Annotated in this window: 13 protein-coding genes; 10 read left to right on the top strand and 3 right to left on the bottom strand. The window is 66.3% G+C overall.

Translation table 11 applies throughout. The features are described 5' to 3' along the window. Nucleotides 1-88: 88 nt before the first annotated feature. Nucleotides 89-3,559 (bottom strand): acyl-[ACP]--phospholipid O-acyltransferase, encoded by a 3,471-nt coding sequence (locus OXS31_RS00715; RefSeq protein ID WP_267397047.1) that lies wholly within the window; start codon nt 3,557-3,559, stop codon nt 89-91. Nucleotides 3,560-3,827: 268 nt separating this feature from the next. Between OXS31_RS00715 and OXS31_RS00710 the strand changes: the two genes are divergently transcribed. Next, complete coding sequence (locus OXS31_RS00710) at nt 3,828-4,037, top strand: cold-shock protein (RefSeq protein WP_007160189.1); 210 nt, start codon at nt 3,828-3,830, stop codon at nt 4,035-4,037. Between the two features lie 416 nt (nt 4,038-4,453). Here OXS31_RS00710 and pap read toward each other — a convergent pair whose 3' ends face one another. Continuing rightward, nucleotides 4,454-5,938 (bottom strand): polyphosphate:AMP phosphotransferase, encoded by a 1,485-nt coding sequence (gene pap / locus OXS31_RS00705; RefSeq protein WP_027600537.1) that lies wholly within the window; start codon nt 5,936-5,938, stop codon nt 4,454-4,456. Nucleotides 5,939-6,138: 200 nt separating this feature from the next. Here pap and OXS31_RS00700 point away from each other — a divergent pair, with 200 nt between their 5' ends. From OXS31_RS00700 to OXS31_RS00665, 8 genes are all read left to right on the top strand, one after another. Continuing rightward, nucleotides 6,139-7,104 (top strand): CHAD domain-containing protein, encoded by a 966-nt coding sequence (locus OXS31_RS00700; protein ID WP_074583298.1) that lies wholly within the window; start codon nt 6,139-6,141, stop codon nt 7,102-7,104. Between the two features lie 75 nt (nt 7,105-7,179). Next, a complete protein-coding gene (locus tag OXS31_RS00695) occupies nt 7,180-7,443 on the top strand; it encodes a PepSY domain-containing protein (protein WP_007160186.1) in 264 nt (87 codons plus the stop codon). Between the two features lie 115 nt (nt 7,444-7,558). Continuing rightward, nucleotides 7,559-8,401 (top strand): STAS domain-containing protein, encoded by an 843-nt coding sequence (locus OXS31_RS00690; protein WP_027597260.1) that lies wholly within the window; start codon nt 7,559-7,561, stop codon nt 8,399-8,401. A gap of 13 nt (nt 8,402-8,414) precedes the next feature. After that, nucleotides 8,415-8,837 (top strand): STAS domain-containing protein, encoded by a 423-nt coding sequence (locus OXS31_RS00685; protein ID WP_223855484.1) that lies wholly within the window; start codon nt 8,415-8,417, stop codon nt 8,835-8,837. A 4-nt stretch (nt 8,838-8,841) separates the two neighbouring features. Continuing rightward, nucleotides 8,842-9,195 carry an ATP-binding protein gene (locus tag OXS31_RS00680; protein ID WP_027597259.1) on the top strand — a complete coding sequence of 118 codons (354 nt, stop codon included), beginning with the start codon at nt 8,842-8,844 and terminating at the stop codon, nt 9,193-9,195. Next, nucleotides 9,192-10,172, top strand: coding sequence for a SpoIIE family protein phosphatase (locus OXS31_RS00675; RefSeq protein ID WP_027597258.1), 981 nt, complete (start codon nt 9,192-9,194; stop codon nt 10,170-10,172). Before OXS31_RS00680 ends, OXS31_RS00675 begins: the two co-directional genes overlap by 4 nt. Continuing rightward, a complete protein-coding gene (locus tag OXS31_RS00670) occupies nt 10,165-11,922 on the top strand; it encodes an ATP-binding protein (RefSeq protein WP_267397020.1) in 1,758 nt (585 codons plus the stop codon). Before OXS31_RS00675 ends, OXS31_RS00670 begins: the two co-directional genes overlap by 8 nt. After that, nucleotides 11,915-13,027, top strand: coding sequence for a response regulator (locus tag OXS31_RS00665; RefSeq protein WP_267397018.1), 1,113 nt, complete (start codon nt 11,915-11,917; stop codon nt 13,025-13,027). Before OXS31_RS00670 ends, OXS31_RS00665 begins: the two co-directional genes overlap by 8 nt. A 237-nt stretch (nt 13,028-13,264) precedes the next feature. Here OXS31_RS00665 and OXS31_RS00660 read toward each other — a convergent pair whose 3' ends face one another. Next, entirely contained in the window at nt 13,265-14,362 is a 1,098-nt protein-coding gene (locus OXS31_RS00660; protein WP_027598761.1) for a hybrid-cluster NAD(P)-dependent oxidoreductase, read from the bottom strand. Nucleotides 14,363-14,690: 328 nt separating this feature from the next. On the opposite strand from OXS31_RS00660, the gene gbcA reads away from it, so the two are divergent. Beyond that, nucleotides 14,691-15,983, top strand: a complete 1,293-nt coding sequence (gene gbcA / locus OXS31_RS00655; protein WP_027600530.1) for a glycine-betaine demethylase subunit GbcA — start codon at nt 14,691-14,693, stop codon at nt 15,981-15,983. The last annotated feature ends 156 nt before the right edge of the window (nt 15,984-16,139 follow it).

Genomic DNA, 16,139 nt, shown 5'->3' with positions numbered 1-16,139 from the left:
AGACCTCGAAAAATGATTAGCCCCCTCATGATCGGCCAAACGGCGCCAGGCTTTAGGGTTCGCCAGCGCCGGATGGACGAAATGCCGCCTAAACCTCCTCCGCCTCGTTTAACCGCGTCTGCGCCAGACGTTTCGCCCCGGCCACGTCGGCCTTGCCGGTCCCCAGTTTCGGCAGGCTGTCCACCGCCAGCCAGGCCGAGGGCAGCAGCAGTCCACCCACCCCCTGGGCCAGCAGGGTCTTCTCCACCGCCGCGGCGTCCAGGGTGCCGGTATGCAGCACCACGATGCGCTCGCCCTTTCGGGCATCCGGCAGATTGACCGCCTGCAGCTCGATCTCCGGATCGGCCACCGCCCTGGCCAGGGCCTGCTCCACGGCGCCCAGGCTGACCATCTCGCCGCCGATCTTGGCGAAGCGCGAATAGCGGTCGACGATGGTGAGAAAGCCGTCCTCGTCCAGCCGACCCTGGTCGCCGGTCACATACCAGCGCTCGCCGTCGATCTCGCGGATGGCCTTGGCGGTGCGCTCGGGATCGTTCAGGTAGCCCTGCATCAGCTGCGGCCCGCCGATCAGCACCATGCCGGCCTCGCCGGTGGGCAATTCGGCAAAGGTCTGGGGGTCGACGATCTTGAAGCCGGTCCCCGGCAGCGGCATGCCCACGGTGCCGAGCTTGCCGCCGCGCTGCACCTGCAGGTAGCTGACGTCCAGGGCATCGGGCAGGTTGACCGAGGCCACCGGGGCGGTCTCGGTGGCGCCGTAGCCTTCGTAGATGTCCTGGTTGAACTTGAGCTTGAAGGCCTCGCGCACCGCCGGATCCAGGCGTTCGGCGCCGGCCACCACGATGCGCAGACTCTCCAGCATCAGCGGATGCACCTTGGTGTTGCGCACGAACAGCCGCAGGAAGGTCGAGGTGCCGCAGAGCACCGTGGCGCGATGGGTCGCCACCGCCTTGGCGATGCCGGCCACGTCGGTAGGATCGGCCTGGCAGACCACCGGCACCCCCTCGATCAGCGGCAGGAACTGGGTCACCGTAAGACCGAAGGCGTGGAACAGCGGCAGCGAGGCCATGAAGACGTCGTCGTCCTGGGTATTGAGCACGTCCGAGGTCTGCTTGAGATTGGCCATCAGGTTGCGATGACTGAGCATCACCCCCTTGGGCGTGCCCTCGCTGCCACTGGAGAAGAGGATGGCGGCGGTGGCCTCGGGATCGTGGGCGCGACTCACCAGCACCTGCAGCATGGCGGTCGGCAGCAGCCAGACCGCCAGCCAGTTGGCCAGCAACTCGGCCTTGCCGATCCCGGCGCGCAATGCCTCCAGATCCACCACCTCGCGCCCGGCGAGCAACTCGTCCACCGGCAGGCCGCGCTGGCGCAGGCGGTCGAGAAAGCGCGTCGAGGTGTAGACGGTGCGGATACCGGCCTGGTCCAGGCCCGAGGCCAGGGCCTCGGGCGTGGCCGTGTAGTTGAGATTGACCAGCGTCTTGCCGGCCAGCAGCACCGCCATGTTGGCCAGCATGCCGCCGCTGCTGGTGGGCAGCAGCAGACCCAGATTGGCCTCGGGCCGCTTGCGCATCCGCCGCGCCAGGCAGGCGGCGCCGGTGAGCGCCTGGGCGGCCTTGAGCGGAGCGCCCAGGTCGTCTATCAGCGCCAGGCCATTGGGTCGGCGCTTGACGCTGGCCACCCAGGCATCGGCCAACGACGGCAGGCCCTGCATGTAGCGCTCCCAGGAGCGGATCGACAGCTCGAAGATCCGCCGCTTGAGCACATCGGCCGGGGTGTCCTTGGCCAGCGCCTTGCCAAAGGCCACCACCACCTCGCGGTGCAGCGGACTGTCGCGCAGTTCCTTGAGCTTGCTGGAGGAGCGCGAGAACTGGCTGCCCCAGAGGCCGCGCAGATAGAAGGGCACGATCTGCACCTCGGACCCGACCCGCTCGCAGGCCTTTTCGTAGCCGCGGCGGAATTCGCCGAGTTGCCCGGTGCGGCTGATCGCCCCTTCCGGAAACAGGCAGACCACCTCGCCCGCGCTGAGCAACGCCGCCACCTGCTCCAGCGCCGCCCCGGCACCGTTGCCCTGGGCGATGGGCAGGCAGCCCATGGCCTTGAGGAAGGGTTTCAGGTACCAGCGCTCATAGATGGAGCGCAGCATCACGAAGCGCACCGGGCGCGGACTGGCGATCTGCACCATGGCCCAGTCGACCCAGCTGATGTGATTGCCCAGCAGCAGCACCCCGCCCTGGGCCGGCAGGTTCTGCAACCCCTGCACCTGGATGCGGTAGTGGCGGGTGACCATCAGGCCGAGCAGAAAGCGCACCAGACTCTGCGGCAGCTTCCACACCGTGTAGGCGCCGCCGATCAGCGCCACCGCGGCGATCAGCAGCAGCAGCCAGCGACTGTCCAGGCCGAGCAGGGCGATCACCGCGGTGAGCACCAGAAAGCTCAGCATGGCGACGTTCTGTACCCAGTTGTTGGCCGCCAGCACCGTGCCGAGCTGGTCTTCCCGGGCATGGAACTGGATCAGCGCATTGAGCGGCACGATGAACAGCCCGCCCATCAGCCCGATGAAGACGAAGTTGAGCGCATGCACCAGCGCCGAACTGGGCGCCGGCAGCCACCACAGACCGAGGGCGATGCCCAGCGCGCCCACCGGGATCAGGCCGGTCTCGATACGCCCGCGCGAGGCCCGGCTGGCCAGCGCCGAGCCGAGGGCGATGCCGATCCCGGCGCAGGCCAGGATGCCCTGCAGCAGCAACACGTTGTCGATGCCCAGGTGATCCTTGGCATAGGCCGGAAAACTCGCCAGCAGCACCTGGCCCACCGACCAGAACACCGCGAGGCCGATGATCGACAGGCGGATCACCGGATTCTCGCCGATCACCGCCAGGTTCTGCCGGGCGCTCTGCAGCCGCACATAGGCATGCCAGTCGAAGGGTGCACGCGGCCTGGGCTCTTCCAGCAGCGGCAGGCGATAGAGCAGCGCCACCTCGGCCAGGCTGCAGAGCACCAGCAGCCAGCCCAGCGGGGCGATGTCCTGCAGGATGGCATGGGGCGTGGCCTGGTCCGCGCCCAGGTGCAGCTGGAAGAAGGCGGTGAAGACCACGGTGCCGGCGAGGATGGCGATGATGGAATTGGCCTGCACCAGGCCATTGCCCTCGGCCAGCCGCTGCTTGCCGAACAGCGCCTTGATGTAGCCGTACTTGGCCGGCGAATAGAAGGTCGCCTGGATGGCCAGCAGGAGCGTCATGGCAAAGGCCAGCTCGAACAGCCCGGCGTAGTAGGCCAGGGTGATGCCGAGGGTGATGGCCACCGCCGCCCAGCCGCCGAGGCGCAGCACCCGCACCTTGGCGAAGCGATCGGCGACATGGCCGGAGGGGCTGAACAGCAGGATGAAGGGCAGCAGCATCATGCCGTTGACCAGCGCGGTCAGCACCACCTGGGTGGAACCGTCATAGACCTTGAACACGGTGTTCTGGATGACGATCTTGTGGCCAAGATCGACGAAGGCGTTGAGAAAGACGGCGATCAGGTAGGGCCAGGCCCCCTTGATCCGGTGCAGCTTGTCCATGCGGAGTCTCTTTCGAGCAGGGGAGTCCGTAGCCTGAGTGAGACGCTCAGGCAGCGCAAGCAGCGCCATTGGTCAACAAATATGCGAATCAGGGCTATACAAGCTCGCGAAAGCGCGTATGGTGTAGGCACTGCTACTGCAATAGTTACTCGATACCTGCTTGATGTTGCTTCATTTTCATCTCCTGGCTCGTCTCACTCTCGCATTACAGTCCCGCTAGCGAATGTCTCGCTAACGTGGTTGTTCCCCCTACATCCTGGAGATACTCATGTCCAATCGTGAAAATGGCACCGTCAAGTGGTTCAACGATGAGAAAGGCTACGGCTTCATCACCCCGGAAAGCGGCGCCGACCTGTTCGTGCACTACCGCTCCATCGAAAGCGCCGGCTTCAAGAGCCTGAGCGAAGGCCAGAAGGTCACTTTCGTGGCTGTCAAAGGCCAGAAGGGTATGCAAGCTGACCAGGTTCAAGTCGTCTAACGACTGATCCGGTTGCAGAAAGGCCCCACTTCGGTGGGGCTTTTTCGTTTCTGGGATTCGGGTTTTGCGGGATTGCCCATCTGCGCCACAAAGACGCTGATTGCCCAAACCACCCAAAGCCTCAGGCGCGCCCAATGCCCCTTCCAGCAGGGCGAACGCAATCGTTGCGCAAGGGTCGAGCGGCATGGATGCCGCGAGAGTCGCGAGCGCCATGGAAGGCCCTTCGCGGCGGGCCCCTGGAGCGGCGATGGAGGGAGTGGACCCCGGCGCAGCCGGGGCCGGATGGAGGGGCAAGCGTTTTTGGTTACTTTTGTCCGGGGCGCGCAGCCGCGACTGGCAAAAATGACTCGCCCGATGGGGCGAAACAAGAGGTAGCCGCAAACCTCGATAATCAGCCAAACAGCCCTGGCATTGGCTTACCCCTTGTCGTACGCCCGCTCCAGCGCCTCATTGAGCGTCCGCACCACCTTCACCCGGGCGAACCTCTTGTCGTTGGCCTCCACCAGGGTCCAGGGCGCGATGGCGGTGCTGGTCTGGACCACCATGTCGTTGACCGCCTGGCTGTAGAGATCCCACTTGTCCCGGTTGCGCCAGTCGTCCTCGGTGATCTTGAAACGCTTGAAGGGCGTTTCCTCGCGGGCGCGAAAGCGTTCGAGCTGGGTGTCCTGGTCGATGGCCAGCCAGAACTTGGCCAGCACGATGCCGGCGTCGTGGAGCTGTTCCTCGAAGTCGTTGATCTCGCCATAGGCCCGCTGCCAATCGGCGACGGGCGTCAGCTCCTCGACCCGCTCCACCAGTACCCGGCCGTACCAGGAGCGGTCGAAGATGGTGAAGTTGGCCTGCCGCGGGATGTGCCGCCAGAAGCGCCAGAGATAGGGCTGGGCCAGCTCCTCGTCGCTGGGTGCGGCAACCGGGACGATGCGGTACTGGCGCGGATCCAGGGCGCCGGTGACCCGGCGGATGGCGCTGCCCTTGCCAGCGGCGTCGTTGCCCTCGAAGGCCGCTACCAGGGCATGGCGGCGATACTTCTTGTCGCGCAGCAGCCGCGCCAGGCGCGCCTGTTCGGCGAGCAGCTGGTCTTCGTAGTCGGCCTTGTCCAGGCGCTGGGTCAGATCCATGGCTTCCAGCACGCCACGACCATCCACCGGTGGCGGTACTACGGCGGCTGCCCGGCGCTGCTTGCGCGGCTTGTTGGCCAGGGCCCGCTGCAGCGCCTTGAGCAGCACGGTGCCGACGGTCAGGCTGCGAAAGCGCTCGTCGAAGCCGGGCACCACGTGCCAGGGGGCGTAATCGTGGTGGGTTCGCCGCACCACCCGTTCGCCCTCCTTGACGAAACGGTCGTAGACCTTGGCCTGGCGCCAGTCCAGCGGACTGAGCTTCCAGCCCAGGCGGGGATCGTTCTTGAGGTGCTTCAGGCGCTGCTTGAGCTGCGGCTTGGAGAGGTGGAACCAGAACTTGAGGATCAGCGCGCCTTCGTCGGCCAGCATGCGCTCGAAGCGTTCCGCCTGGCCAATGGCGGCATCCAGCTCGACGCGACTGAGTTCCTTGTTGACCCGGCCGTGCAGCATCTGGCTGTACCAGTTGCCAAAGAAGACGCCGGTCCGGCCCTTGCCCGGCAGGCGCTGCCAGTAGCGCCAGGCTGGGGGATGCTGGCGTTCCTCGGCGGTGGGCTGGAGAAAGGTCTCGACGCGGATCAGGCGTGGATCCATCCACTCGTTGAGCAGCTTGACCGTCTCGCCCTTGCCCGCCCCCTCGATGCCATTGATCAGCACGATCACCGGGAAACGGCCCTGCGCCTTGAGTTCGTACTGGGCGGCCAGCAGTGCCTCGCGCAGCTTGGGCAGCTTGGCGTCGTAGGTGGCCTCATCGAGCAGGTGTTCGTTTTCGGCGGCTTCGAACATCCGGATCTCCTTGCGCAGGTGGTCGGGCAACTATAGCCCTTCTGACCCGGCCTGCGGCAGGCGGTGCCCGGCGCCAGGCGGCATGAAGGAAATATGACGTTTAGATGAAATTTGGCATCTCCCGCTGTCGTGGAGGTCTTTCATACCGTTACGCTCCCGCGCAAGCGGGTGTGGCAGTCCACCCTATTGAGGAGAGTTCGATGGCCTTTCGTTTCGATGCACGGCAACCGGCTGACGAGGAAGTCCGCCGCGTGGTGACGGATCGTCTGGTGCAGGCTGAAGCGTCCCTGGCGAGCGGTACCCCCAAGGGCGTCCACGAGACGCGCAAGCGCCTCAAGGAATTGCGCGCCCTCCTGCGGCTGCTGCACGGCGCCCTGGGCAAGCGCGCCTTCGCCAGTCGCAATCGGCGTCTGCGCGACCTGGGCCGCGAGCTGTCGTCGTTGCGCGACAGCGCCGCCCTGGTGGAAAGCTGGGACAAGCTGGGCGAATCCGATCGCAAGAGATTCGCCTCACCGGCCATGAAGCGCGTGCGGCAGCGGCTGCAGGAGCGCGCCGACCAGCAGATCGCCGCGGCCAGCGGCCATCCCGAACTGCTCGAGGAACTGACCGCCATGCGCGAGGAGGTGGCCGGCTGGAAACTGTCCGGCAAGGGCTTCGCCCTCTTCGCCCGCGGCCTGGAAGACAACTACAAGGCCGGGCGCCAGGCGCTCAAGACCGCGCGCGACAAGCCCACCGACGATACCCTGCACGACTGGCGCAAGCGGGTGAAGGATCACTGGTATCACACCCAGCTGCTCGCCGCGGCCTGGCCGGCGGAATTCAAGACGCGGCAGAAGAGCCTCAAGCGCCTGTCGGAATACCTGGGCGACGATCACGACCTGGCGGTGATGCAGCAGCTGCTGGTGGACGAGCCGACCCTGTTCGGCGCCAGCAACACCCGCCTGGCGATCGGCGAAAGCCTGGCCCAGCAGCGCGAGCGGCTGCAGGCGAAGGCCTTTTCCCTGGGCCTGCGCCTCTATCTGGACAAGCCCACTGCCCTCGCCGAACGCTGGCGGGATCTCTGGCGGCTGGCCAGCCGCCCCTATGCCCCGCGCAAGACCAAGGGCCAGAGCGCCAAGGCCCCTGCCGGACTGCTGCCGCACCTGGTCGAGGAATCGTCAGTCTAACGTCTGGACCAGACGGGATTTGTCGCGCGTGCTGGTGGTCCAAGTCCGGGCACACCACCACGCCGAGGTCTCGCGATGAAATCCAAGCTGCTCGCTTCCCTGTTTGCCTGTTCCGTCCTGGCCAGCACCGCCGCCCTGGCCGATCAGCCCGGCGCCGACTGGATGCCCATGAACGACGTCAAGTCCAAGCTCATGGAGCAGGGCTACACCTCGATCACCAAGATCGAAGCCGATGACGGTCAGTGGGAAGGCGAAGGCATGAAGAAGGATGGTATGAAGTACGACTTCCATGCCGACGCCAAGACCGGCAAGATCACCAAGGAAAAGATGGACATGTGATCTCTCGGGGATCCGGCCACGCGCCCGGATCCCCACCGACACCTGCGCCTCTTCCTGCCCGCTCTCTGCCTGGTCGGCTCGTCCTGAGCCACCTTCTTGTCACCTAGGAACCCCCATGTACAGTACCGCTTTGGTCGAGCTGCTGCGCACCCACGAGCGGTCGCTGCTCGATGCCTGGATCGGCGCCCAGCGCGCGGCCGGCATGCGCATCGACCTGCTCGATGAAACCACCATCCTGGCCAACTCCGCCGAATTGCTGCGCCGCATCACCGTGGCCGCCGCCCAGGGCCTGGGCAATCTGCGCGAGCCGCACTGGCAGCCGGTGCGCGCGCTGCTGGAGCGCTTCTCCTTCGACCAGAGTCGCGCGGGCCTGACGCCCGCGCAGACGGCGACCTTTGTCTTCTCGCTCAAGGAACCGCTGTTCAACCTGATCCAGAACGAGTGCGACGATCCCCTCGCCGAGATCTGGGCCGCCACCCGGCTGATCGACGATCTCGGTCTGTACAGCATGGAAAGCTTCATGAGCGGTCGCGAGACGGTGATCCGCGAGCAGCAGGAAAGCATGCTGGAACTGTCCACCCCGGTGGTGGAGCTGTGGGACGGCATCCTGGCCATCCCGCTGATCGGCGCGCTGGACAGCAACCGCACCCAGGTGGTGATGGAGTCGCTGCTGGAAAAGATCGTCCAGACCGGGTCGGACATCGCCATCATCGACATCACCGGCGTACCCACGGTGGACACCATGGTCGCCCAGCACCTGCTCAAGACGGTGACCGCCGCCCGGCTGATGGGCGCCCAGTGCATCATCAGCGGCATCCGCCCGCAGATCGCCGCCACCATCGTCCACCTGGGCGTGGACCTGGGCGACGTCATCACCAAGGCGTCCCTGGCCGATGCCTTCCGCCTGGCCCTGCGCCAGCAGGGCGTGCGCCTGGCCGCCCCGGCCGCCAAGGGTTAGGGAGCGCCTCATGATCGAGCGGATTCCGATTCTCAAGCTTGGACCCTTCCTGCTGCTGAGCATCCAGGTGGACATGCACGACCAGCTGGCGCTGGACCTGCAGGAAGACCTCACCGAGCAGATCGTGCGGCACAAGGCCAAGGGCGTGCTCATCGACATCTCCGCGCTGGAAATCGTCGACTCCTTCATTGGCCGGATGCTCTCCCACATCGCCCAGGTCTCGCGCATCCTCGATGCCAAGGTGATCGTGGTCGGCATGCAGCCGGCGGTGGCCATCACCCTGGTGGAACTGGGGCTATCGCTGGAAGGCATCGCCACGGCGCTGAACATGGAAAAGGGCATGCGCCGGCTGGAAGCCATGGTCGCCGCGGACGAATCGCTGGAGGAGTCAGAGGGTGGCGAAGACACAGACGCTTCCACTCCGCCAGGAGACTGACATCGTGCTGATCCGTCAGCAGGTGCGCAAGGTCGCCGAAGCCATCCGCCTGGGCCTCATCTCCCAGACCAAGATCGTCACTGCGGCCAGCGAGATCGCGCGCAACGGCCTGGTCTACGGGCTGGGCGGCGAGTGCCTGATCGAGGAGACGCTGCGCGCCGGCAAGCCGGCGATCCGCCTGGTGATCCGCGATCACGGCCCGGGCATCGCCGATCTCGAGCGCGCCATGGTCGACGGCTACACCTCGGGCAAGGGCCTGGGCCTGGGCCTGTCCGGTTCGCGGCGGCTGGTGGACGACTTCCACATCGACAGCCAGCCCGGCCAGGGCACCACCGTCGAACTCTGGAAGTGGCGATGAACGACCAGCCGTGCAGCCTGGTGCTGCCGGTGAGCACCAGCGTCCATGTCGATGCCGCCCGGCGCGCCCTGGTCCGGCTGGCCGGCACCGTCACCGCCGACGAAACCCTGCTCGGGCGCCTGACCATCGTCGCCCAGGAGCTGGGCTACAACCTGGTCCGCCATGCCGGGCACGGCGAACTCCTGGCCACCCTGGGCGGCGAAGGGGTGCTCGATGTCCTGGCGGTGGATCGCGGCCCGGGCATGCACGACGTCGCCCGCTGCCTGAGCGATCACTACAGCACGGCCGCGACGCTGGGCGCCGGCCTGGGGGCGATTCGCCGGCAGGCCGATGTGTTCGACATCCATTCGCGACCGGGTCAGGGCACCGTGGTGCTGGCGCGCTTCCATCTGGCCGGGACGCCCGGCAGCCGGTTGCAGCATGGCGCCCTGTGCACGCCGCACCCCGAGGAGCAGCTCTGCGGCGACACCTGGGCGGTCAGCGGGCGCCGCCTGCTCGTCTGCGACGGCCTGGGCCATGGCCAGCAGGCCGCCACCGCCAGTCGCCGGGCGCGGGAACTGTTCCTGCGCCATGGCGCGCACCTGCCCCTGCAGCGGCTGATGGAGAATCTGCACCAGGCGCTCATGGAAACCCGCGGCGCCGCCCTGGCGCTGGCCGAGCTGGACCCGGATCAGGGCCAGGTGAGCTTTTGCGGCATCGGCAACATCGCCGGGCGCCTGCTGGGCAACACCACACGCAGCCTGGTGTCCAACAACGGCACCCTGGGCTACCGGATCGGGCGGATCCAGACCTATACCTACCCCTGGACGCCCGGCACCCTGCTGGTGCTGAACTCCGATGGCCTGACGTCCAAGGTGGGACTGGGCGAGCACTCCGGGCTCGGGGCGCGCCATCCGGCACTGATCGCCGCCCTCCTGCACCGCGACTTCCGGCGCTCCGCCGACGATGCCACCGTTCTGGTACTCAAGCATGTCTGACGTCTTGCCCCTGCTGACCCTCGCCCTGCACAGCGAGCAGGACATCGTGCACTGCCGCCAGGCCGCCAAGCGCCTGGCCGCGGCCATGGAGTGGCCGGCGCTGGAGCAGATCCGCCTGGCCACCGCGGTCTCCGAACTGGCGCGCAACATCCACCAGTACGCCGGCAGCGGTCACTTCGACTTCGCCCTGCTGCGTGGCGAAGACCTGCGCCTGAGCGGCCTGGAGGTGCGGGCGGTCGACCAGGGTCCGGGCATCGCCGAGATGGAGGCCATCCGCGCGGGCAGCTATCGCTCCAGCACCGGCATGGGCATCGGCCTGCGCGGCGCCCAGCGGCTGTTCGACGACTTCGACATCCAGACCTCCCCTGCCGGCACCTGCATCACCGCCCGCAAGTACCAGGCGCCGCGACCCTTTCCCGAGGCGGAGCAGCTCCAGGCGCTGACGGCCGAGCTGCAGGGCAGTCCGCCACCGGATCCCTACCAGCAGATCCGTCTGCAGAGCGAAGAGCTGCTGCTGACCAACACCGAGCTGCAGGTGCGCCAGTCGGAACTGGAGGTCACCAACAAGGAACTGGAAAACACCAACCAGGGCGTGGTGGCGCTCTATTCCGAACTGGAAAAGGCCACCCAGGAGCTCAAGGAGGCCAGCGAGGCGAAGACCCGTTTCTTCTCCAACATGACCCATGAATTCCGCACCCCGATCAACATCATCGAGAATGTCGCCAAGCTGCTCGCCAGCGGCGTGGACGGGGCGCTCAATGCCGAACAGCAGCGCCAGGTGCGCTTCATCAGCGACGCGGCGCTGGAACTGGCCAATCTGGTCGGCGAGTTGCTGGCGCTGGCCGAGGTGCAGTCCGGCCGCCTGACCATCGTGCCCCAGCCCTTTGCGCTGGGGCCTTTCATCGATCGCCTCGAACAGTTCGCCGCGGCCCTGGCGCCGCGCTATCCGCAGGTCAGCTTCAGCGTCGCCCCGCCGCCGGCCGGGGTGCTGCTGGATACCGACGAGAGTCGGCTGTTCCAGGTGCTGCGCAACCTGATTTCCAACGCCTTCAAGTACACCCCCCGGGGCCAGGTGCGCATCCAGGTGTTCCAGCCCGACGACGCCAGCCTGGAATTCCTGGTGGAAGACAGCGGCATCGGCATCGCCGCGGCGGATCAGCAGAAGATCTTCGAGGAATTCGAGCGCATCCGTTCGCCGCACCTGACCCATATCGAAGGCACCGGCCTGGGCCTGCCCCTGGCGCAGCGCCTGGCCGTGCTGCTGCGCGGCGAGCTGTCCCTCGACAGCGAAGTCGGCCGCGGCAGTCGCTTCACCCTGCGCCTGCCGCGCCACTACGCCAACCACCGGGCCGCCGAGCCGGAGCCCGATCTCAGCGGCCTCACCGTGCTGGTGATCGAGGACAACGAGGGCGATCGCTATCTGGTCCGGCGCACCCTCGAACGCCTCAATCCGGTCCTGCTGGAGGCGGACAGCGCCCGCAGCAGCCTGGACCGGCTCAATGCAGTGCGCCCGGACATCATCATCCTCGACCTCGACCTGCCCGACATCAATGGCGAGGACCTGCTCGCCAGCATGGACTGGAGCATGCACCGGCGGGTGCTGATCAACACCGCCCAGCCCCTCGACGAGGCGGGCCGCCAGCGCCTGCAGGACTACTGCCACGCCATCCTGTTCAAGCACGCCCCCGATCACGCCGAGCGGCTGCTGGCCGAGGTCTGCGCCCTGGCGCGGAGCCTGTCCGATGACTAGTGCCCCGCGCCGCATCGTCATCATCGACGACACCGAGGCCAATCGCTATGTGCTGCGCAAGATCCTCGGCAGCCAGAGCCACTACGAGGTGCTGGAAGCCGCCAGCGGTGCCAGTGGCCTGGCGCTGATCGACGAATCCGTCGAGCTGGTGATCATCGACGTCAATCTGCCGGACACCACCGGCTTCGAGCTGATCCAGGCCATCGAGCGCAAGTGCGGCTGGGGCCGGCTGCCGGCCATCATCAACATCTCGGCCACCTTCGTTTCCGGCAAGGACAAGGCCCAGGGTTTCAATACCGGCGCCCAGGCCTACCTGACCCACCCGATCAATCCGGAAGAGGTGCTGGCCACCGTCGGCGCCCTGCTCAAGGCCAGCTCGCGGGTCGGCCACATGGAGCAGCAGCGCAATTCGGCCATCGCCCGCAGCGAGAATCTGCAGGCGGAAAAGGTCATGCTCGAACGCTTCATGAGATCGCTCAACCACGACCTGCGCTCGCCGCTCACCGCCGCCACCATGGTGGTCAACCTGATGCAGCGCAATCCGGCGCGGCGTACCGACGATCTGCTGCAGACCCTGCACGACAACCTGCAGCGCATGAACCAGATGATCACCGACGTGCTGGACATCAGCCACATGAGCCTGGGCGGCGGCGTCCGCCTCAGCGGCGATCCGCTGGTGCTGGGTCCGTTGCTGAACGACGCCGCGGCCAACCTGCGCCTGCAGTTCGCCAATCATCTCGACCTGAGTCTGGAGACCCCGGCGCAGGAGGTGCTGTGGGACAGATACGCCTTCCTGCGCATCTTCGACAACCTGGTGCTCAACGCCGCCAAGCACGGCGAGGCGGGAACGCCGATCCGGGTCCGCCAGTGGCTGGCCGACGACCAGGTCATGCTGGAGTTGCGCAACCTCGGCCAGTTTCCCGACGAGGTCCTGGCCAACCTGGCCACGCCCTATTTCATCTCCACCCGCAGCGACAAGCGCGGCTGGGGCCTGGGCCTGCCCATCGTCAAGGCGCTCAGCGAAAGCTTCGGCGGCGAGGCGCGCTTCGCCAATGGCGCGGGCGAGGTGGTCATCACCCTGCACCTGCCGCTGCGGCTGGCCTAGCGACTTTCGGGGCAGCGCGCCGCGACTATCCTGGTGCCGGTAGCGTGGAAAACCGCACAGCGTTTTCCACTGGTGCAAGACAAGGACTTGGCGATGTGGACAAGGCTGCGCCATTGTCCACGCTACGGGGCTACGCTACGGCGGTAGGTTGGGGTCGAGCGCAGCGAAGCCCAATGCTGCCGAGGTTCAGGCCGCGCGGTTGGGCTTCGCTCGGGTTCAGCCCAACCGCCCTCCTCCTCAGAACTCGATCTGCACATCCCCTTGCGGGATGCTGCAGCAGGACAGGATGTAGCCTTCGGCTTCGTCTTCCTCGGTGATGCCGCCGTTGTGGTCCATGACCACCTCGCCGCTCTTCTTGAGCACCTTGCAGGTGCCGCAGATGCCCATGCCGCAGGCCTTGGGGATGTGCAGGCCGAGCTTGGCCGCGGCGCCGTGGATGGTTTCGCCGGGGCCGATGTTGACGCTCTTGCCACTCTCGGTGAAGGCGACGTTGCACTGGGCTTCCAGGGGAATCGGCGGCAGTTCGGCCGCGGCTTCGGCCTGCTCGGCCGCCTCCACCTTGGCTTCCGGCGGCGTCGCGCCGAAGGATTCCTCGTGGTAGTGGGTCATGTCGAAGTCCAGCTCGCGGAGCATGGCCTTGACGGCGTTCATGTAGGGCGTGGGGCCGCAGCAGAAGATCTCGCGCTCCCGGAAGTCTGGCGCCATCAGCTCCAGCATGCGGCGGTCGAAGTAGCCGCGATAGCCGGCCCAGGACTCGCCGTGCTCGGTGCGCTCGCACACCAGATTCAGGGCGAAGTTGTCGATCCGCGCCGCCATGTGCTCCAGCTCGCCCTGGTAGATGATGTCGCGCGGGGTGCGGGCGCTGTGCACGAAGACCATGTCGACGCTGGCGTTGGTGTCGTAGAACCAGCGCGCCATGGACATCACCGGGGTGATGCCGACGCCGCCGGAGAGGTAGAGCACCTTGTCGGCGGGATAGTCGATGGCGTTGAACAGGCCGACCGGCCCGTGCACGGCCAGGTTGTCGCCGACCTTCATGTTGTCGTGCAGCCAGTTGGACACCTGGCCGCCCGGCACGCGCTTGACGGTGATGGAGAAGCTGTAGGGCACCGAGGGCGAACTGGAGATGGTGTAGGAGCGCATCACCTGGCGGCCGTCGATCTCCAGCTCCAGGGTCACGAACTGACCCGGCTTGAAGAAGTACATCAGCGGGATTTCGGCCGTGAAGCAGAAGGTGCGCACGTCCCAGGTTTCCTGGATGACCTTGACGCAGCGCACGGGGTGGCGGCCATTGGTCCAGGTCTGGGTGGTTACGGGGTTGAGGAAGGTATTCATGACGCACCTCGACTGCCACTGGGGCTATTGGCGGCGATTCTGGGAGGGCCCCACGACCGCCACTTTCCCAATCGCGACATCCACATGCCGATGGCGACCGGCCCAGCAATGGCAAGGGCTGGGGCGTCGTGAACAGCGTCGGCCATGTCGCCCATGAGCAAGGCCCCCTCCCGGCTCCGGCCCCACACTCCGCCCCAAGCCGAACCTGAACAGCGCGCGACGGGCGACACCCGGGGTCATTCGGCGGCCCTGCCCCGTCGGCCAATAGCCTTGCAATACCGCGACCAACCACTTTTGCCACCCGCCGCGGTGGCCACGAGGATGTACGATGGACGTCAGCACCTTGAGTTTGGGCGACCCTCTCGATCCGGCCCGCAAGGCCACGGCCGAGATGCTGCGCACCCGCGAGCGCACCTACTCCCTGCCCCAGCCGTTCTACAACGACGAGCGCCTGTTCCAGATCGACATGCAGGAGATCTTCGGCAAGGAATGGCTGATCGCCGGCATGACCTGCGAGATCCCCACCAAGGGCAACTTCATCACCCTGCAGCTGGGTGACAACCCCATCCTGGTGGTCCGCGGTGCCGAGGGCAAGGTGCACGCCTTCCACAACGTCTGCCGTCACCGGGGTTCGCGCCTCTGCGTCAGCGACAAGGGCAAGGTCGCCAAGCTGGTCTGCCCCTACCACCAGTGGACCTACGAGCTGGATGGCCGCCTGCTGTTCGCCGGCACCGAGATGGGCGCCGACTTCAACATGGCCGACTTCAACCTCAAGCCGGTTCACGTCAAGACCGCTGGCGGCTACATCTTCATCTCCCTGGCCGACGAACCGCCGGCCATCGACGACTTCCTGCGTACGCTCGAGCACTACATGGAGCCGTACGACATGGAGAACACCAAGGTCGCGGTGCGCACCGATCTGGTCGAGCAGGCCAACTGGAAGCTGGTGCTGGAAAACAACCGCGAGTGCTACCACTGCAACGGCTCCCACCCCGAGTTGCTGAACACCCTGCTGGAGTGGGACGACGTCACCGATCCGCGCGCCTCCCAGGCATTCAAGGATCAGGTCGCCGCCTGCACCAGCCGCTGGGACGCCGACAACATCCCCTACGCCCATGCCAGCTTCGGCCTGCGCAACCGCATCGTGCGCATGCCGCTGCTCGCCGGCACCGTGTCCATGACCATGGACGGCAAGCCCGGCTGCAAGAAGCTCATGGGGCGCATCAAGGACCCGGACCTGGGCTCCATGCGCATCCTGCACCTGCCGCATTCCTGGAACCACTGCATGGGCGATCACATGATCGTCTTCACCGTCTGGCCGCTGGGTCCGACCGAGACCGTGGTGACCACCAAGTGGCTGGTGCACAAGGATGCCGTGGAAGGCGTCGACTACGATCCGGTCAATCTGCGCAAGGTCTGGGATGCCACCAACGACCAGGACCGCCGGCTGGCCGAGGAAAACCAGCGCGGCATCAATTCCAAGGCCTATCAGCCGGGTCCCTATTCCAAGACTTACGAATTCGGCGTGATCAACTTCATCGACTGGTACAGCGAGCGGCTGCTCAACAACCTCGGTGAAGAGGCGCCGGCGGCGCACCTGCGCCAGGTCAGCGGCGACTGACCAGGGTACCGGCACCCTCCTTCCGTGGAGTCGCAAGGACTCCACGGAAGCCTACAAACGTCTGACCTTTCTAACGCTGCGAGCTTTTGCCGCACCCGTCCTAGAGCCTTTTCGCCAAATCATCACCTAAAGTTGTGACCCTGTTCGCACTCCGAA

It is taken from the genome of Pseudomonas sp. GM_Psu_1 (assembly GCF_026544185.1).
Classification (GTDB): Bacteria; Pseudomonadota; Gammaproteobacteria; order Pseudomonadales; family Pseudomonadaceae; genus Chryseomonas; species Chryseomonas oryzihabitans.
This window is presented reverse-complemented; position numbering and strand designations above follow the sequence as displayed.